Annotated in this window: 16 protein-coding genes, 1 tRNA gene and 1 pseudogene; 9 read left to right on the top strand and 9 right to left on the bottom strand. The window is 66.3% G+C overall.

The window, feature by feature from the left end:
- Positions 1 to 8: 8 nt before the first annotated feature.
- Positions 9 to 1,328 carry a DUF7847 domain-containing protein gene (locus tag Y900_RS10955; protein ID WP_475035282.1) on the bottom strand — a complete coding sequence of 440 codons (1,320 nt, stop codon included), beginning with the start codon at positions 1,326 to 1,328 and terminating at the stop codon, positions 9 to 11.
- 42 nt (positions 1,329 to 1,370) lie between these two features.
- On the opposite strand from Y900_RS10955, the gene Y900_RS10950 reads away from it, so the two are divergent.
- The 3 genes from Y900_RS10950 to Y900_RS10940 all read left to right on the top strand — a co-directional run bounded on the left by Y900_RS10950 (position 1,371) and on the right by Y900_RS10940 (position 3,833).
- A complete protein-coding gene (locus Y900_RS10950) occupies positions 1,371 to 1,835 on the top strand; it encodes a GatB/YqeY domain-containing protein (protein WP_036341856.1) in 465 nt (154 codons plus the stop codon).
- Positions 1,836 to 1,871: 36 nt separating this feature from the next.
- Entirely contained in the window at positions 1,872 to 2,858 is a 987-nt protein-coding gene (locus tag Y900_RS10945) for an LLM class F420-dependent oxidoreductase (protein ID WP_036341855.1), read from the top strand.
- Between the two features lie 84 nt (positions 2,859 to 2,942).
- The gene (locus Y900_RS10940) at positions 2,943 to 3,833 is read left to right on the top strand and encodes a manganese catalase family protein (RefSeq protein WP_036341854.1); all 891 of its coding nucleotides are present in this window, start codon (positions 2,943 to 2,945) and stop codon (positions 3,831 to 3,833) included.
- Between the two features lie 63 nt (positions 3,834 to 3,896).
- On the opposite strand, the gene Y900_RS10935 is transcribed toward Y900_RS10940, so the two are convergent.
- Complete coding sequence (locus Y900_RS10935; RefSeq protein ID WP_036346436.1) at positions 3,897 to 4,481, bottom strand: hemerythrin domain-containing protein; 585 nt, start codon at positions 4,479 to 4,481, stop codon at positions 3,897 to 3,899.
- Positions 4,482 to 4,570: 89 nt separating this feature from the next.
- Here Y900_RS10935 and Y900_RS32715 point away from each other — a divergent pair, with 89 nt between their 5' ends.
- Complete coding sequence (locus tag Y900_RS32715; RefSeq protein WP_192827498.1) at positions 4,571 to 4,744, top strand: hypothetical protein; 174 nt, start codon at positions 4,571 to 4,573, stop codon at positions 4,742 to 4,744.
- Here Y900_RS32715 and Y900_RS10930 read toward each other — a convergent pair.
- Positions 4,741 to 5,439 (bottom strand): hypothetical protein, encoded by a 699-nt coding sequence (locus Y900_RS10930; protein ID WP_036341853.1) that lies wholly within the window; start codon positions 5,437 to 5,439, stop codon positions 4,741 to 4,743. The genes Y900_RS32715 and Y900_RS10930 overlap by 4 nt on opposite strands.
- Positions 5,440 to 5,565: 126 nt before the next feature.
- Here Y900_RS10930 and Y900_RS10925 point away from each other — a divergent pair, with 126 nt between their 5' ends.
- Entirely contained in the window at positions 5,566 to 6,261 is a 696-nt protein-coding gene (locus Y900_RS10925) for a HemK2/MTQ2 family protein methyltransferase (protein WP_036346433.1), read from the top strand.
- Positions 6,258 to 6,488, top strand: coding sequence for a CDGSH iron-sulfur domain-containing protein (locus Y900_RS10920; protein ID WP_036341852.1), 231 nt, complete (start codon positions 6,258 to 6,260; stop codon positions 6,486 to 6,488). The genes Y900_RS10925 and Y900_RS10920 overlap by 4 nt, the downstream gene beginning before the upstream one ends.
- Here Y900_RS10920 and Y900_RS10915 read toward each other — a convergent pair.
- Together Y900_RS10915 and Y900_RS10910 are read right to left on the bottom strand one after the other, a co-directional pair.
- Positions 6,465 to 7,487 (bottom strand): iron-containing redox enzyme family protein, encoded by a 1,023-nt coding sequence (locus Y900_RS10915; protein ID WP_036341851.1) that lies wholly within the window; start codon positions 7,485 to 7,487, stop codon positions 6,465 to 6,467. The two genes, Y900_RS10920 and Y900_RS10915, sit on opposite strands and share 24 nt — an antisense overlap.
- A gap of 60 nt (positions 7,488 to 7,547) precedes the next feature.
- Positions 7,548 to 7,913, bottom strand: a pseudogene (locus tag Y900_RS10910) (hypothetical protein).
- Positions 7,914 to 7,956: 43 nt separating this feature from the next.
- Here Y900_RS10910 and Y900_RS10905 point away from each other — a divergent pair.
- The 3 genes from Y900_RS10905 to Y900_RS10895 all read left to right on the top strand — a co-directional run bounded on the left by Y900_RS10905 (position 7,957) and on the right by Y900_RS10895 (position 12,034).
- Positions 7,957 to 9,627 (top strand): FAD-binding dehydrogenase, encoded by a 1,671-nt coding sequence (locus Y900_RS10905; RefSeq protein ID WP_036341850.1) that lies wholly within the window; start codon positions 7,957 to 7,959, stop codon positions 9,625 to 9,627.
- Between the two features lie 140 nt (positions 9,628 to 9,767).
- Positions 9,768 to 10,499: a hypothetical protein gene (locus tag Y900_RS30225; protein ID WP_131536141.1), complete on the top strand. Its 732-nt coding sequence runs from the start codon at positions 9,768 to 9,770 to the stop codon at positions 10,497 to 10,499.
- Positions 10,500 to 10,648: 149 nt separating this feature from the next.
- Positions 10,649 to 12,034, top strand: coding sequence for an alpha/beta hydrolase (locus Y900_RS10895; RefSeq protein ID WP_051659998.1), 1,386 nt, complete (start codon positions 10,649 to 10,651; stop codon positions 12,032 to 12,034).
- Between the two features lie 69 nt (positions 12,035 to 12,103).
- Here Y900_RS10895 and Y900_RS10890 read toward each other — a convergent pair.
- From Y900_RS10890 to ponA2, 4 genes are all read right to left on the bottom strand, one after another.
- A tRNA-Pro gene (locus Y900_RS10890) sits at positions 12,104 to 12,177 on the bottom strand.
- A gap of 240 nt (positions 12,178 to 12,417) precedes the next feature.
- Positions 12,418 to 13,536, bottom strand: coding sequence for an L-cysteine desulfhydrase Cds1 (cds1, locus tag Y900_RS10885; protein ID WP_036341849.1), 1,119 nt, complete (start codon positions 13,534 to 13,536; stop codon positions 12,418 to 12,420).
- A gap of 28 nt (positions 13,537 to 13,564) precedes the next feature.
- Entirely contained in the window at positions 13,565 to 14,521 is a 957-nt protein-coding gene (locus Y900_RS10880) for a metallophosphoesterase (protein ID WP_036341848.1), read from the bottom strand.
- Between the two features lie 38 nt (positions 14,522 to 14,559).
- Entirely contained in the window at positions 14,560 to 16,992 is a 2,433-nt protein-coding gene (gene ponA2 / locus Y900_RS10875) for a transglycosylase/D,D-transpeptidase PonA2 (protein ID WP_036341847.1), read from the bottom strand.
- Positions 16,993 to 17,107: the final 115 nt, after the last annotated feature.

Below are 17,107 nucleotides of genomic sequence, written 5' to 3'. Positions count from 1 at the left end.
CCGGCGCGTCAGCGCAGCGGTGTGAGCCACAAATCGTCGGCAGCCGCGGATTCCGCCGGCGCCGCGGTGGCACCGGTCTGCAGCACCAGATCGAAGGCCTCCGCGCGAATGCGGGTGTCGGTGTACAGCAGCACCGTCACACCTGCGGTGAACGGCGCGACGATGATCTGGGCGATCGCACCTCCAATGGCGGTCAATGTGGTGGCGAGGATTATCGGTCCCGAGGAGTCCGCTCCGAGAAGGAACACCTGCCCGGCGATGCTGAACGGAACGGCGACCGCTCCGGCGATGACACCGGCCACCACCGATGCGAGCAGCCGAATGCCGAATATGCGCCAGAAGTGGTTGCGTACCAAGCCAAACGAGCGCCGGATGGATGCCATGATCGGCTTGCGCTCGAGTACGACGGCCGCGGGCGCGAACGACAGTGCGGTGTACAGGTAGGCCACCGCAGCGATCAACCCGAGCACCAGCGGAATGCCCACGATCACCGCAGCGGTGCCGTTGCCGGCCACCGCAATACCGGCGATGACCGCCACGACCACGCCGGCCACCAGGAGGACGGCGAGGACTTCCAGGGCGCTGAAGCCGATCAGTGCCCACAGCCTGCCGCGGACGCGCTGCCACGCCTCGCCGACGGTGATCTTGGTGCCGAAGACCGCTCGGCCCACGACGACGGTGAGCATGCCGGACAGCAGAATCCCAGCCAGAGCGGTCGTCAGCGCGCTAGTCGCACTGGACGCCGCGGAGCCCAACATCGCCGGCATGGACAGCTCCTCGCCGCGCTGCGCGCCCACCTTGCCCATCGAAAGCAGCGGACCCAGCTGCAGGATGAGAGCGAGCGCCTGAGTGATCACCACGACGACCGTTGTCAGACCCAGCGTCGCCTTCGGGTTGGCCCGGATGTAGCCGACTGCGCCGTTGAAGATGTCGCTCAGCGACAGCGGCCGCAGCGGAATGATGCCCGGTTTGGCTGCCATGGGCAGCTGCGGGCCGTAACCGGGCGGCGGGAACCCTGGGGGGCCGTAGCCCGGTGGCGGGAACCCTGGGGGGCCGTAGCCCGGTGGCGGGAACCCTGGGGGGCCGTAGCCCGGTGGCGGGAACCCTGGGGGGCCGTAGCCCGGTGGCGGGAACCCTGGGGGGCCGTAGCCCGGCGGGGGATATCCCGGCGGCCCGTAGCCCGGCGGCGGGTAACCCGGCGGGGGATATCCGGAAGGCGGGAAGGGCGGTTGACCAGGCCATCCCGGCGGCGGTCCTGGGGGTACCGTCACCGGCGAACAGCCCCGACGTCGTAGCTCATCAGCCCATCCTGTCGAGCGGCGAAGTATTTCTCAACGTCCTCGCCATCCCGGGCGCGTAGCGTTTGCGCCATGGCGGAGCTCAAGGACCGGCTCAGATCGGACCTCACCGAAGCGATGAAGACCCAGGACAAGTTGCGAACCGCGACGCTGCGGCTGCTGCTTGCGGCGATCCAGACCGAGGAGGTCGCCGGCAAGCAGGCGCGGGACCTCTCCGACGAGGACGTGCTGAAGGTCCTTGCGAGGGAGTCCAAGAAACGCAGCGAGTCCGCCGAGATCTACACCCAGAACGGGCGCGGCGAGCTGGCAGCAGAGGAACACGCCGAGGCGCGGATCATCGACGAGTACCTGCCGACTCCGCTGACCGATGCCGAGGTGGCCGATGTAGCCGACACTGCTATCGCACAGGTGGCCGAGGAGATCGGTGAGCGCCCGTCGACCAAGCAGATGGGTTTGGTGATGAAGGCGGCCAACGCGATCGCCGCGGGTAAGGCCGACGGTTCGCGGCTGTCCGCGGCGGTCAAAGCGCGCCTGTAGTCGTTTCACTCGCCGGCGTCGGGGTACTCGTCGCGCATGACGCGCTTCGGATACACCCTCATGACCGAGCAGAGCGGGCCCAAAGACCTTGTGCGCTACGCTGTTTCGGCTGAACAAGCAGGCTTCGACTTCGAAGTCTCCAGTGACCACTTCTCACCGTGGCTGACCTCCCAAGGGCACGCTCCCAATGCCTGGACGACGCTGGGCGCGGTCGCACACGCCACCGACCGGGTGGCGCTCTACACCTACGTGACCTGTCCGACCATGCGCTATCACCCCGCTGTTGTCGCGCAACAGGCCGCCACACTGCAGATCCTGGCCGACGGCCGATTCACCCTGGGTCTGGGTTCCGGTGAGAACCTCAACGAACACGTCGTCGGTAAGGGGTGGCCGACGGTCCAGCGGCGCCAGGACATGCTCAAAGAGGCGATCGTGGTGATCCGCGAGCTGTTGAGCGGTGATCTCGTGGACCACAAGGGCGACTACTTCGAGGTCGATTCGGCACGGATCTGGGACATCCCCGACGAACCGGTCACCATCGGCGTCGCGATGTCGGGCGAGCGTTCCGTGGAGAGCTTCGCGACCGTGAGTGACCACCTGATCGCGGTGGAACCCGACGGAAAACTGGTCGACGCCTGGCACGGGGCGCGCCAAGCCACCGGTCTGGCAGGGGGTGGCCGGGTCATCGGGCAGATCCCGGTGTGCTGGGACACCGACCGCGACGCCGCGATCCAACGGGCACACGACCAGTTCCGCTGGTTCGGCGGCGGCTGGGACGTCAACGCCGACCTGCCCACCCCCGCCGGATTCGCGGGCGCCACCCAGTTCGTCAGACCGCAGGACGTCGCGGAGAGCATTCCGTGCGGACCCGATCTTGACGCCATCGTCGAATCGGTGAAGGAGTACTGGGAAGCCGGGTTCACCGACATCGCACTTGTGCAGATCGGTGACGAGGGGCAGGACGAGTTCCTGGCGAAGGCGGCCGAACCGTTGTTGGCGAAGCTGCGGGACGCCGCCAACTGATTGTAAATCCCTTATCTCGTATGGCGTTTGGCACCAAAACTGTCGGGTAACCGAGCCAAACCCAAACAAGTAGAAGGGGTACGGATGTTCATCCACAACAAAGATCTTCAATTCGACGTCCGGGTCACTCAGCCCGACCCGAGGTTCGCGAAGCTGTTGCAGGAGCAGTTTGGTGGAGCCAATGGCGAACTGGCAGCAGCAATGCAATACTTCACCCAGGCGTTCGTCCTGCGGCGGAAGAACCCCCGGATGTACGACCTATTCATGGACATCGCGACCGAGGAACTCAGCCATCTCGAGATGGTCGGGTCGATGATCACGATGTTGCTCGACGGTCTCAACGACGACCTCAAGCAGGCCAACGACATCTGCGATTGGATGCCCGCGGTCGCCAGCGGGGACGGCCGCGACCAAATCATCCACTCGGTGGCGGTGAATCCCTTGCATTTCGCCCTGACCGGAGCCGGACCGGATGTTGGCAATTCGGCGGGTGCACCATGGAGCGGTGCATATGTGAACTCCAACGGCGATCCGACTGTCGACCTGCGCAGCAACATCGCGGCGGAGTCGCGGGCCAAGGTCGTGTACGAATATCTCAAGCAATTCACGACCGACCCTGGCGTTCAGGACACCCTGAGCTTTCTCATGACTCGCGAAGTCACGCACTTCCAGCAATTCACCTCGGCGCTCAACGACCTTCCGGTGAACTTTCCGCCCGGTCAGTTGCCCGGCGACGAGCGGTTCCAGAACGTGGCACTCAACATGTCCGACGGTGAAGGCTCGGTGCGCGGGCCGTGGAACGAAGGCCAGGGCCCGTGGCCTGACGGCATGGAGTGGAAGTACATCGAGAACCCCACGGACTGGGTCGGCAGTTCGGCATGGCAGAACAAGGGATCGGAACGCAATCCTCAAGGTACGCCGAAGGTGGACAGCGCGAAGCCGTTCACCCACGAGCAGCACAGCCCGACCAGCTGACGCAGTCAAAGACCGGTGCCGGAAAGTATTTCCGGCACCGGTCTTTTCGTACGTGGCCCTCTCTCAGCGGCCCTGCGGGTCAGGTGGGTTCTCACCGGCACGACCGGTCACAACGTCTCGCGCGTGGTCGACGATACCTGCGGCGGACCCGATGGTTTGTTGGACCATGGAACTCGGCGGAGTGTTCGGATGGGGACGCGTCGGCGCGATCTTCTTGGCGAGAGCCAACTTCTGGCCGAGCTGCTCGAGCTCGGCGTGGCCGACCGCCGAATGCAGCAGCGGCCACACCTGGTCCTGCTCGAAAGCGATGTGTTTCCGTCCCGCTTTGATAAACGCCGCCAAGGCCTTGTGGTAATCGGCCTCGCCCGGTCCACCGTCCTCCAGCCGCTGGAGCAGCTTCTTGCCCTCCTGTTCCTGAGCGATCGCCTGGTCGGCCAGTTCGTCACCGTTGTCGAGCGCCTTGCGCACGAATGGCCAGAACAACTGCTCCTCGATCGCCTCGTGCTGGGACTCGGCGATGATCAGGTTCGTCACCATGGTGCCCAGACCGCTGTCCATCGCACCCTCACCCGACGGCGCACCGTCGAGCACCTCGAACATTCCGAGCACACCTTCGTGGTCGGCACGTAAGAAAGTCAATGCATCCACGGGCATTTCCCCTCGTTATCGGCGTTGTGGTGGCGTGATACCCCCCACCAATGGGTTGAAACGGATGACGCCGGGTAATTCCGGTCGTCATGACCGACCGCACCTCGGATGAGGAAGACCACGCCGATTACACCGACGATCACCAAGACGCGCCGCGCGGCGGCAGGCCCGGTCCGGCGGACAAGGGCGGCCAGGGTGGGATGGCCACGCGCGAAGTGACCCCTGACGTCGCCGAATCCCCTGACCAGGAGCCACCCGACTAGGACTCGGCGTCGCGTCCTTCTCGGCTGCTGCGGTATGCCGTGGCCCGGAGGTTTCGCAACCACTCCGGCCAGACCTGCACTTCCGGTGCACTGTGCCGGACCGGATCGAAGGAGACGTCGTGCTCGCCTTGCTGGTTCAGCGGCACCACCTCGGTGAGCCGCAGGCTCGCCATCGGCTCGAATTCGCCATTCCCACGCGCTTGCTCGATGTCGAAGTCGAGGCCGTCGCCGTTGATCCGTTGGTGCACTGCGTGTAGCGACAATCCTGAGCCGCCTACGGGTGTGGTCATGCGAGCTCGGATCCACCACAACTCGCCCTCGTATCGCAGCGGCAGCAGGCTCGAGTACACGGCCTCAGACCATGATGTCACGGCACGCAACGCCATGCGGTTGGGCACGAGGGCGCTCGACCCGAAACCCGCAGACACCAGCAGGACATCCCACGGGGTCGCCGCGAACGGGGCAGGAGGCATCCGCCAGGCAAGCCCGGCGGCATCCGGCAGGGTGCCCGGAAGGCCGACCGCTTTCGAGATGCGACCGACCACGTTGCCGGATTCGACCGGAAGGCCTTCATGCGGTGGCGACAACCGCTCGATCGTGCCATTGGCCAACACGCCGCTGGGATGGAAGAAGCGGCGCTGCCGTAGTGCGGCGCCGGCGGCGATCGGAAGGGCTGCAAGATCGGAAGCTTTCACACCCAACGCCTTCCCGGTCGGCGACGCGGGCAAACACACCAGCGGGTTTAACGCCCCCGTAATGGGGCATGTATCTCGCAGCGCGGTGAGAAAACACGGGCGCGATCGACTGTCGAAAGGCCAATGTTGACCATTCTCTACCCCGACCTTCAAAGTTCGGTTGCCGTTGTTCCTGGCGTGTATGCGCCGCAACATGATTCGCAATTGCTCATCGAAGCCATGACCCTCACTGGCGCAGTTACCGGCCGCCGTGTCGTCGATCTCTGCACGGGAAGCGGCGTGATCGCGATCGCGGCCGCACAATTGGGAGCCCACAGTGTTACCGCATTCGATATCTGCCCCAAGGCAGTTCGATGTGCGACCGCCAACGCCGACGACGCCGGCGTCGGTGTCGACGCTCGGCTGGGTACTTGGGGAGATGCTCTCGCGGCCGGTCCCTTTGACCTCGTGGTCTCCAATCCGCCTTACGTACCAACGAGTCCCGACGCACACCTCGAGGACATCTCTGCCGAAGTGGGCCCGCCCACGGCATGGAATGCCGGTGTCGACGGCCGCCAGGTGCTCAATCCGCTGTGCGACTCGGCTGCCGAACTACTCAGTGACTGGGGAACGATGCTCATTGTCCAGTCGGAGTTTTCGGACACCGAGCAGTCGCTGGCCCGGTTGCGTGGCACAGGACTGGACGCGGACGTCGTTCTCAGCCAGGTCATTCCGTTCGGGCCGGTGCTGAGCGCCCGGGCATTGTGGATGGAGAAGATCGGTATGCTTCCTGCCGGAAGGCGGGAGGAGGAAATCGTGGTGATTCGCGCGGAAAAGCGGTGAGCGACGCCGAACCCCGGGTGGTCCGGATCGTCAGCGGCGGCCCCATGATGGTGCAGGGGCCGGTCCGGATCGAGATGCCCGACGGCTCTGTCGTCGAGTCCGACCGCTTCATGGTGGCCATCTGTATGTGCAAGCGCAGCAAGACCTATCCGCTGTGCGACACCAGCCATCGTCGTCGCCGGCGTACCGGCGACGGCGAATCTTCAGCTACTGAGCGGCCGGCGTAGCGAGCTGCGCCCGCTGGTCCAGCAGCGCATCAGGTGATCGGCGAGCCGGTCCTCCACCATCAGGTGGGCCCGGATTCCGAAGACGACATCCCGGTCCAGCGCCGGCTCTCGGCTCACCAGGTCGCCGACGACGTCAGTACGCACCACCTGCTCGTGCACGGCGTCAGCCTCCACATGCTCACGGTAGAACCGTGCGCAGGTGTCCGGCGCACCCATGCGCTCCATGGCATCGACCAGTCGGCGCGACCCCGGCGACGAGGTGATCTCGGTGGAGGCGAAGTGTCCGATCGCGGCGCCCCGATAGGCGCGGTGCAGGCCGAACAGTGACATCAGGTTCACCACAGCGAGCGACTCGGTGGGCACCGCGTCGATGTAGCCGAGGTAACTCGCGTCCAGGCCGGCGGCGACCATGAGGTCGGCGAAAAGCTGCTGATGCACGTGATCGCTTCTGCCACCACCGAATTCGTCGAACTCGATGGCCACGAACGCCGCCTTGGCCAGGCCGGTCAGCCGGGGGATGGCCCATGCGTGCGGGTCGCCCTCCTTGAGGTGGTAGAGCGAGCGATGTACGAAATACTCCTGCATCTGCTCCCAGGTGCCCTTGCTGCGCAGGAAGTAGGACGGTCCGGTGCCGCCGGCCGGCTCTACCGTCAGCTTCGCCATCTCGGCATCGGCGGTGTCTTCGGGGCCGATGTCACCGACATCGCGCTGCACAGCCGTCAGGAACATCTCTTCGAGTTGGGCGCGCAGATGCAGCAGTCCCGGGTTCCACTCCCAGCCCGGGTCGACGCCGGTGAATCCGCGGTAGTGCAGCTCGTAGCAGACGTAGAGCGCGAGCTGGATGTCGACGCCGTAGGGATCGGAGTCATGCAGTGACACGTCGATCCGGTGCAGATGATTGCGGGGCGCGCGTTCGGTGAGAAGCTCGAGGACCGCCATCGACACCGGGCCACGAGCTTCGGGGAGGCGCGGTTCTACAACTGTGGGAGCAAGCGTCACCTAAAGCTTGTCCCCACTGAGGCGTGGAGCTAAACCCCTTCTGTCACTTCAGTTGCGGTTTTACTTGCCTGAGCAAGCGGCGATCAGGGCGTCGGGGTCGGTGACGCTGACGAGTAGCGTCCGCAGTGTCGTGGGAACTCCGACCACCTTGGCCTGTACCGGCGGATCGATGCTCAGCTCGACCACACCTTTCGACGAGCCGTTCACCAGCCATCGGCCTCGCCACCCGTGTACTCCCCACCCGAGAAACGGCCCCGTCGCCGCTCTGGCGTCGGTGATCGGCGCCAGAGGAATGTCGGCCGAGAAACTTCAGCCCATCGACACGTGCAAGGTTGCGCCGGCGACCGAGACGTCGCAACGGCCGGGGCCCAGTCCCAGCGGAGCAGCCAGTGGCCGGTACCACCGATCGAAACTGATTTCCGTCATGGGGGGACGATAATCCTCTCGACACCGAAGGGGCTCAGATCAAATGGACGCAGACGTCATCGTGATCGGCGCCGGCCTGGCCGGTCTTGTCGCCACCCACGAACTGACCAGGCGCGGTAAGAAGGTGCTGCTGCTCGACCAGGAGAACGAGGCCAACCTCGGTGGGCAGGCATTCTGGTCGTTCGGTGGCCTGTTCTTGGTCGACACCCCCGAGCAGCGCCGGCTGGGCGTGAAGGACAGCTTCGAGCTCGCCTGGGGCGACTGGTCCGGCAGTGCGCAATTCGACCGGGTCGACGACGAGGACAGCTGGGCGGTGCGTTGGGCCCGCGCCTACGTCGAGTTCGCTGCCGGTGAAAAGCGCCCCTGGCTGCTCGGGCACGGCATCACGTTCCTGCCAACCGTCGGATGGGCCGAGCGGGGTGATCTGCGCGCCGACGGGCACGGCAACTCGGTGCCGCGCTTCCACGTCGCATGGGGCACCGGCACCGGCGTGGTCGAGCCGTTCGTCGACTCCGCGCTGGCAGCCGCCGAGCGCGGGCTGGTGACCTTCCGGCACCGGCACCGGGTCGACGAACTGGTCATCGCGGACGGGGTCGCGACCGGTGTGCGGGGCACGGTGCTGGCACCCGACGACGCTCCCCGCGGCGCGCCGTCGAATCGGGACCGCCTCGGAGACTTCGAATTACACGCACAGGCTGTCATTGTGACGACCGGAGGTATCGGCGGGAACCACGACGCCGTCCGGCGGTACTGGCCGCAGCGGATGGGAACACCGCCCACGTCGATGATCACCGGCGTGCCCGCCTATGTCGACGGCCGGATGCTCGACATCGCCGCCGGCGGCGGCGTGCGGCTGGTCAACCGAGACCGGATGTGGCACTACACCGAAGGCGTTCAGAACTGGGCGCCGATCTGGCCGGACCATGCCATCCGGATCCTGCCGGGGCCGTCATCGATGTGGTTCGACGCGCTGGGCCGGCGGCTGCCCCAGCCGTACCTGCCCGGCTACGACACCCTGGGCACGTTGCGCTATCTGCGTACCACCCCGGAAATCGCCGGGTACGACCACAGCTGGTTCATCCTGACCCAGAAGATGATCGAGCGGGAGTTCGCTCTGTCGGGCTCCGAGCAGAACCCGGACATCACCAGCAAGGACCGCGCCGGGTTTCTCAAGGAGCGACTGTTCAGCAAGGGCGCGCCGGCGCCCGTGGAGGCCTTCAAGCGCAACGGAGCGGACTTCGTGGTGGCCGACAGCCTCGACGAGCTGGTGTCGAAGATGAATGCGCTGACACCTGAACCGTTACTGGATGCGGGGCTGATTCGCCGGCAGATCGAGGCGCGCGACCTGCAGATGGCGAACCCGTACGCCAAAGACGCGCAGGTTCAAGGCATTCGCAACTCGCGCCGCTACATCGGGGACCGCATCGGCCGGACCGCGGCGCCGCATCGGATCCTCGACCCGGGTGCGGGGCCGCTGATCGGGGTGAAGCTGCATATCCTGACGCGAAAAACCCTCGGCGGCATTCAGACCGATCTGTCGTCACGAGCGCTGGGAATGGACGGCAAGCCGATCGACGGTCTGTACGCGGCGGGGGAGGTCGCCGGGTTCGGCGGCGGTGGCGTGCACGGCTACAACGCGCTCGAGGGGACGTTCCTCGGTGGCTGCCTGTTCTCCGGGCGCGCCGCTGGTCAGGCGGCCGCAGCAGCGCTGTGAGCCGGGACGATGACAGCGTTTCATCAACCTGAACTGAGGCTTTGTCACGTTGCTGGCCGGATTCTCATCACCTTAGAAAAACGTAAGTGTCGGTTTCTCGTCCGGCCCGATACTATGGCGCCATCAGGAAGGAGGCCGATATGAGCCTTCGTCATACATCGCTTCGAGCGGTGGCCGCGACTTCGTTGTCGCTGGGAACGCTGTTTGCGGCGGCTGGCACGGGTGCAGCCGCCCCCAGTGCGACGGCCGATCAGGGGTCGGATCTGCAGACGTACCTCGACAGCTTGACGAACACGTACAACAACACCATCGGTCGTTCAGTGGACGAGGCCCGTCAGACGGCCCAGGACCAGGCCGCGCAAAATGTCGGGCTCGCCATCGGGGTACCGATCGCCAATGGTGCGATCGGTGGCACTACCGCTGTGGCCGGCAGTGTGGGCTCTGCGCTGGTGTTCTCCGCATTCCAGAACGGAAGGAATCCGCTCGCGGCCTTGACGGGTGCGGCGGTTCCGGCAGCGGCGGCGGTTCCGGCGGCAGCTGCGGTTCCGGCGGCAGCCGCGTTGCCGGCAGCCGCGTTGCCGGCAGCTCCGGTGTTGCCTCCGCCTCCGGCAGCCCCCGCGCTGCCGCCGCCGCCCGCGGTTGCCGCATTGCCGGCAGCTCCGGTGTTGCCTCCGCCTCCGGCAGCCCCCGCGCTGCCACCGCCGCCGGCGCTCGGTCCACTGCCTCCGCCGCCCGCGATCGGACCGCCGCCGCTGCCGCCGCCGCCCGCGCTGCCGCCGCCGCCGTGGATTCCGTTCCTGCCGGGCTCGCCGCCGCTACCCGGCCCGCCCCCGCTCCCCCCGCCGCCGGGGCTGCCGCCTCCGCCGTTCTGACGCGCACACGTTGAGGCTGGTCCGTTGCCGCATGGCCGGCAGACGGCTGTGTCGGTGTTCGCCTGGCTGACGACCTCGAAGAATAGGGGTGCGACCAGGGCAGTCCTGCTACCTTCGGCCTAGCCACAGCGTCGTCGGGAGGTCAGGCCATGGCAGCAGGCGTGTTCGTCGGACGAATCGGTGGGCTTGCCGCTGCCCTCGGGGTGGGTGCGGGCATAGCGTTGACCGCGCAGGCTGTCGCGTGGGCGGACACCGGATCCGCATCGGCCGGCCCGTCCTCGTCGGCGGCGTCGACCAAGAACACATTCGCGTCCAGCGCTCGACAGAAACCTCTTCCAGTAACGAAATCGCAAGCGCTGTCGGTGGTTTCGAATCCGGTGCGGATCACGTCCACACTCCCCGCGCCTAAGACGCCCAACGTCGTGGCGGTGGCACTCTCAGTTCTCGGTGCCGCACGGCGCGGCAACCAGGATGTGGTCTCGCCTGCGCTAGCAGCGGAAAAGGCAAATGCCACAACATCTTTGGTGGTAAATCCCACCACCTATGCGGTCGCCCATGCATCGTCGGCCAGGGCGACCGCGACGGCGCAGGCAGCTGCCGTCGAGGCGGTGCCGCCGGTCGACGAGAGCTTGTACAGCGGTCCGCCGCCCACGATTTTCCAGCGCGCGGTGGTGGCCGGCCTGCGCGTCATCAACTTCGTCACCAAGACCTTCAATCTGCCGTTCAGCTTGAGTGGAACCAGCGCGCAGATTCCGTTCTTCACCGACGGCAAACCAGACTTCTTCCTGCTTTCCGGCATCACAGCGCAGAAGACGGAATACGAGGGCATGGCCGTGTGGACGCTGACGCCGCGCGATCCGAGCGGCCAGTACGTGGTGGCCATTCACGGCGGCTCGTTCATCGGCCAGATCAGCATCTTCCATTGGTGGACCTACACCGACATGGCCCGCGATACGCATGCGACGATCGTGGTCCCGCTGTATACCCTTGCGCCCGTTGGCACTGCGGCAACCGACATTCCGGTGATGGCTGACTTCATCGGCGCGCAGATCGCCGCGCACGGCTCGGACAACGTGAGCGTGATGGGGGACTCGGCCGGCGGCACCATCGCCTTGGCCGCGCTGCAGGAGATCGTCAAGCGCAACGGCACCCAGCCGCATCGCCTCCTGCTCCTGGCCCCGGCGCTCGACCTCAGTGACACGTTCCCCAATCCGGTCGACGACCCGCTGCTGGGCAACCCCCACGATGGGCATGACAACAACCTTCTGACGTGGGCGGGTGATCTTGCCGCGAATGATCCCGTCGTCAGCCCGATCTTCGGCTCGTTGAGCGGACTGCCGCCGACGACGGTCTACTCGAGCTCTCGGGATCTGCTGACCCAGCAGGCGCTGCGCTTGCGTGACAAAGCCACCGCCGCGGGTGCGGACTTCACGTTCGTGCTCAGGACGGGCCAGTTCCACGACTGGACGATCTTCGCGCCCCTGCCGGACGCCTATCGCGAGCGGGCCGGCATCTACCGAGCGCTGGGGCTGTAGAGAAAAGCCGGTAGGAAACGAAAGAAGCCTCAATCGAATAATCGATCGAGGCCTTCGTACTTTTCGCAGTCGGGGTGGCGGGATTCGAACCCACGACCTCTTCGTCCCGAACGAAGCGCGCTACCAAGCTGCGCCACACCCCGCGTGAAGCCTCGACAGCGTATCGCACGCGACCGGTGAGAAGCCAAACGGCTTGTTGGGCTCTCGGCGAAGTTCACGGCGTGTCGCGGGATGGATCTGACTTGTCGGTGGCGTTATGGAAACTGACGGCGACACAAATGCGCCGAGCAGCGAAAGGTGGGGCGGATGATGACCGCTTTGGGGGCCGTGGTGTACGGGGGTTTCTTCCTGCTCGCAGCGCTGTGGCTGGTGGTGACCGGTGACTACGACGTCGTCGACGAGCCGGACCAGACCCAGCCGCAGGATCGTTCGAACTCGGCCAGTGCGTCTGCGTGCTCGCCGGGGTTGAGGTTGTGACCCGCTAACCAGTCGGCGTTGTAGTACGTGTCGGCGTATCGGTCGCCGCTGTCGGCGATCAGGGTGACCACCGAGCCGCCGACCCCGGTCGCGACCATCTCGGCCAACAGGCCGAACGCGCCCCAGACGTTCGTTCCCGTCGAGGGCCCGACGCGACGGCCCAATACGCGCGAGACGTGATGTGCTGCCGCGATCGATGCGGCATCGGGAACGCTCACCATGCGGTCGACGATCTCCGGCAGGAACGACGGCTCGACGCGCGGACGCCCGATGCCCTCGATTCGCGACGGTGCTCCGGTGACGACGTCGCGGCCGTGCGCGTAGGACGGGAAGAACGCCGAGTTCTCCGGGTCGACCACGCACAACTTCGTTTCATGGCGTCGATACCGGACATAGCGCCCGATCGTGGCGCTGGTGCCCCCGGTGCCGGCGCCCACCACGATCCACGTCGGGATCGGATGGCGTTCGGCACTCATCTGGTCGTAGATCGACTCGGCGATATTGTTGTTGCCCCGCCAGTCGGTGGCCCGCTCGGCGTTGGTGAACTGGTCCAGGTAGTGGCCACCGGTCTCCTCGGCGATTCGCTGAGCCGCCGTGTACACCTCGCCGGGCTCGTCGACGAAATGACACCGTCCGCCCTGCGCCTCGATCAGCTTCACCTTCGACGCGCTCGTCGAGGCGGTCATCACGGCGACGAACGGCAGTCCCAACAACGCGGCGAAGTAGGCCTCGGACACCGCTGTCGATCCTGAGGAGGCCTCGACGACCGTGGTGTGCTCGCCGATCCAGCCGTTGCACAACCCGTACAGAAACAGCGACCGGGCCAGCCGGTGTTTGAGACTGCCGGTGATGTGCGTCGACTCGTCCTTGAGATACAGCGCGATGTCCACACCGCCGCTCCACGACGCCGGTAGCGGGTATCGCAGTAGATGGGTGTCCGCGCTGCGCCGGCTATCGGCCTCGATCAGACGGATTGCGTTGTCCACCCAGCCGCGCGGCCGGGTGTGTGCGGCGACCGAAGTCATCGCCGGCGGGGACAGCAGGCGGCGGCGCTCACCGCACCGAGGCGGTGGGGCTGGACCGCACCACGCTTCGCGTCTCGTCATGCCCGCCGGTCGGCGCGGCCACCAAAGTCAGCAGCGTGGCCTCGGGACGGCAGCAGAACCGGAACGGCGCGAACGGCCCGGTGCCGATGCCTGCCGACACGTGCAGGGCGGTGTCGGCGCCCCACCGCGAGGCACCCTTGACGCGTGAGCGGTCCAGATCGCAGTTGGTGACCAAGGCGCCGTAGAACGGCACGCACAACTGTCCGCCGTGCGTGTGGCCGGCCATGATCAGCTGATAGCCGTCGGCGGCAAAGCGGTCGAGCACCCGGGTGTAGGGCGCGTGCGCGACGCCGAGGGTCAGGTTGGCCGCAGGTGACGGCGGCCCGGCGATGGTGTCGTAGCGGTCCCGGCCCAGATGCGGGTCGTCGACGCCGGCGGCGGCGATCGTCAGCCCGGCCACCTCGAAGTCGCGGCGGTTGTGGGTCAGATCCAGCCAGCCGCGCTCGGTGAACGCCGCGCGCAGGTCCTGCCAGGGCAGCGGCTTGCCGTGGATACGACCGTTGCTGTCGTACAGGTACCGTGCGGGGTTCTTGAACTTCGGGGCGAAGTAGTCGTTGCTGCCGAACACGAAGACACCCGGCACCGACAACAGGTCCCCGACTGCCTGCACCACCGCGGGCACGGCCTTGGGGTGGGACAGGTTGTCGCCGGTGTTGACCACCAGGTCGGGCTCCCAGCGGGCGAGTTCACGCAGCCAGGCCTGCTTGTGCCGCTGCGCCGGGCGCATATGGATATCGCTGAGGTGCAGCACCCGCAACGGCGTGGAGCCGGGCGACAGCACCGGCATGGTCACTTCGCGAACGACGAACGCGTTGCGTTCGATCACCGTGGCGTAGCCGACCGCAAGCGCGGCCGAGCCGGCGGCCACGAGGGCGGACGACTTCACAGCGGACGGCACAGCCATACCGGCAAGAATACTGCCCGCGTCCGCCGTTCACCCGATCATGGTGGCGGCGGAGGCGGGGCCAGCAGCGGAACGGTGATCGGCGGGAGTCCGGGGATCTCGACGACGGTCTGCCCGAACGGCGCCCCGTCGACCCCCGGTATCGGCGGAGCTCCAGGCGGAGGCGGCGGCGGGGCAGGCGGGATGCCGTTGCTGATCTGGATCGTGATGATCGAGCCGGGAATCGTCTGGCCGCCCGGCGACGTGCCGACCACCGTGCCGGCCGGCGACGTGCTGTTGACCGGGCTGGCCTGGTCGGCCACCTGGAAACCGGATTCCTTCAGGCGGGTGCGCGCCGCGTCCTGCGTCAGGCCCGACACGGTTGGCACCCGGGAGCCAGGGCCGCCGTCGACGTAGCGCGGATCGGTGGGCGGGAGCGCGACGTCGCCGAAGCTCGTCGCAATCGGCTTCATCGCCGTGAACCAGGTCTTGGCGGGTTCGTTACCGCCGTAGAGGTTGCCGTCGCTGCACTGCCGCAGCGGGTAGGAACACAGATCGGACGGGGTGGTGGAGTCGTCGTAGATGTAGGCGGCCGCCGCATAGCGGTTGGTGTAGCCGAGGAAACCCGAGGACCGGTGTGCCTCGGTGGTGCCGGTCTTGCCCGAAGTAGGCAGGTCCCAGCCCACCGCGCGGGCCGATCCTGCCGCGGTACCGTTGACGGCGTCCTTGCTCAGCGCGTTGGACAGAGTGTTGGCCAAGCCTTCCGGCACGACCTGATCGCAGGTCTCGGTGGTGACCGAGACCTCGTTGCCGTTGCGGTCGTAGAGCTTGTCGACCGGGTTGGGCGGGCACCAGGTACCACCGGAGGCCAGCGTGGCCGCGACGTTGGACAACTCGAGCGCGTTGACCTGAATGGGACCCAGCGTGAACGATCCGAGATTTTGCCGCTTGATGAAGTCGGCGAGGCTCTCGTTGGTCTCCGGATCGTACGGACGCGCGGTACCGGGCTCGGCGTAAGAACGCAGGCCCAGTTTGACGGCCATGTCGACCGTGCGCTGCACGCCGACCTGGGAAATCAGCTTGGCGAACGCGGTGTTGGGCGACTGGGCCAGCGCATCGGTGACGCTCATCGATCCGCGATAGTTGCCGTCGTTCTGCACACACCAGGTGTCCCGCGGGCAGCCTTTGGCGCCGCCACTGCCGAGGCCTTTCGCCTCGAAGCGCGCGGGGGCGTCGAGGTTGGCGCTGATGCCCATGCCCATGTCCAGCGCGGCGGCCGTCGTGAAGATCTTGAAGATCGAGCCCGCACCGTCGCCGGCGAGCGAAAAGGGTTGCGGCTGCATGGTTTCCCCGACCGCGGAGTTCAGGCCGTAGGTTCGGTTACTGACCATCGCGACCACTGGGTGAGCGTTCTTGCCCGGCAACACGACGCTCATCACGCTGGCGATGCCGTTGATATCCGGCGCGGCAAGCGAGTCGACGGCGCTCTTCACCGAATTCTGCACATCGGGATCCAGCGTGGTCTTGATCAGGTAGCCGCCCCGGGCGAGCTGGTCCTTGCTGATCCCGGCCCGCGCGAGGTATTCCTGCACGTAATCGCAGAAGAATGCGCGATCGCCGGCGGCGATGCAGCCGCGCGGCAGTTCATTCGGCTGCGGCAGGATGCCGAGCGGTTCCTGCTTGGCGGCTCGCAGTTCATCGGCCTTGCCGGGGACGTTGTCGATCATCGTGTCGAGCACGAGGTTGCGGCGCGCCAGCGCGCCATCGGGGTTCGTGTACGGGTTCAGCGTGCTGGTCGACTGCACCATCCCGGCCAGCAGTGCGGCTTGCTGCCAGTTCAGCTGTGAGGCGTCGATGCCGAAGTACGTCTGGGCGGCGTCCTGAATGCCGAAGGCGCCGTTGCCGAAGCTGACCAGGTTCAGGTAGCGGGTCAAGATCTCAGGCTTGGTGAACGTCTTGTCCAGCGTGAGCGCCATCCGGATCTCCCGCAGCTTGCGGGCCGGCGTGGTCTCCACGGCCGCGCGCTTCTCGGCGTCGGTCTGGGCGATCACCAGCAGTTGGTAGTTCTTGACGTACTGCTGCTCGATCGTGGAGCCGCCGCGGGTGTCGAGGTCGCCGGAGGCGTAACCGGCCAAGCCGGTGAGCGTGCCTTTCCAGTCGACACCGTTATGTTCGGCAAATCTCTTGTCCTCGATGGACACGATTGCCAGCTTCATGGTGTCGGCGATTTTGTCGCTGGGAACCTCGAAGCGACGTTGCGAGTACAGCCAAGCGATCGGGTTGCCCTTGGCATCCACCATGGTGGTCACCGCGGGCACTTCGCCCTCGACCAGCTGGGCCGAGCCGTTGGCCACCACATCGGAGGCGCGGTTGGAAATCAGGCCCACGCCGCCGACCACGGGAAATAGGAGCGCCGCGAGTATCACGCTGGCCAACAGGCAGCACCAGGCCAACTTGATGATCGTGGCCCCGGCTGGCGGGCGTTCCGACATGAGCTACAGAGTAACGAGAGATCGGGACTGGTCTTGCGCAGCGTCCCTCGGCCTACGAGGATATCGACGGTATTTACGCGATAGTCAGAAAATGCCAGTTCATGATCGGTCTGGA

Source organism: Mycolicibacterium aromaticivorans JS19b1 = JCM 16368 (assembly GCF_000559085.1).
In the GTDB taxonomy this organism is placed as follows: Bacteria; Actinomycetota; Actinomycetes; order Mycobacteriales; family Mycobacteriaceae; genus Mycobacterium; species Mycobacterium aromaticivorans.
The sequence above is the reverse complement of the archived record's forward strand: the minus strand, read 5'-3'. Positions and strand labels throughout refer to the sequence as shown.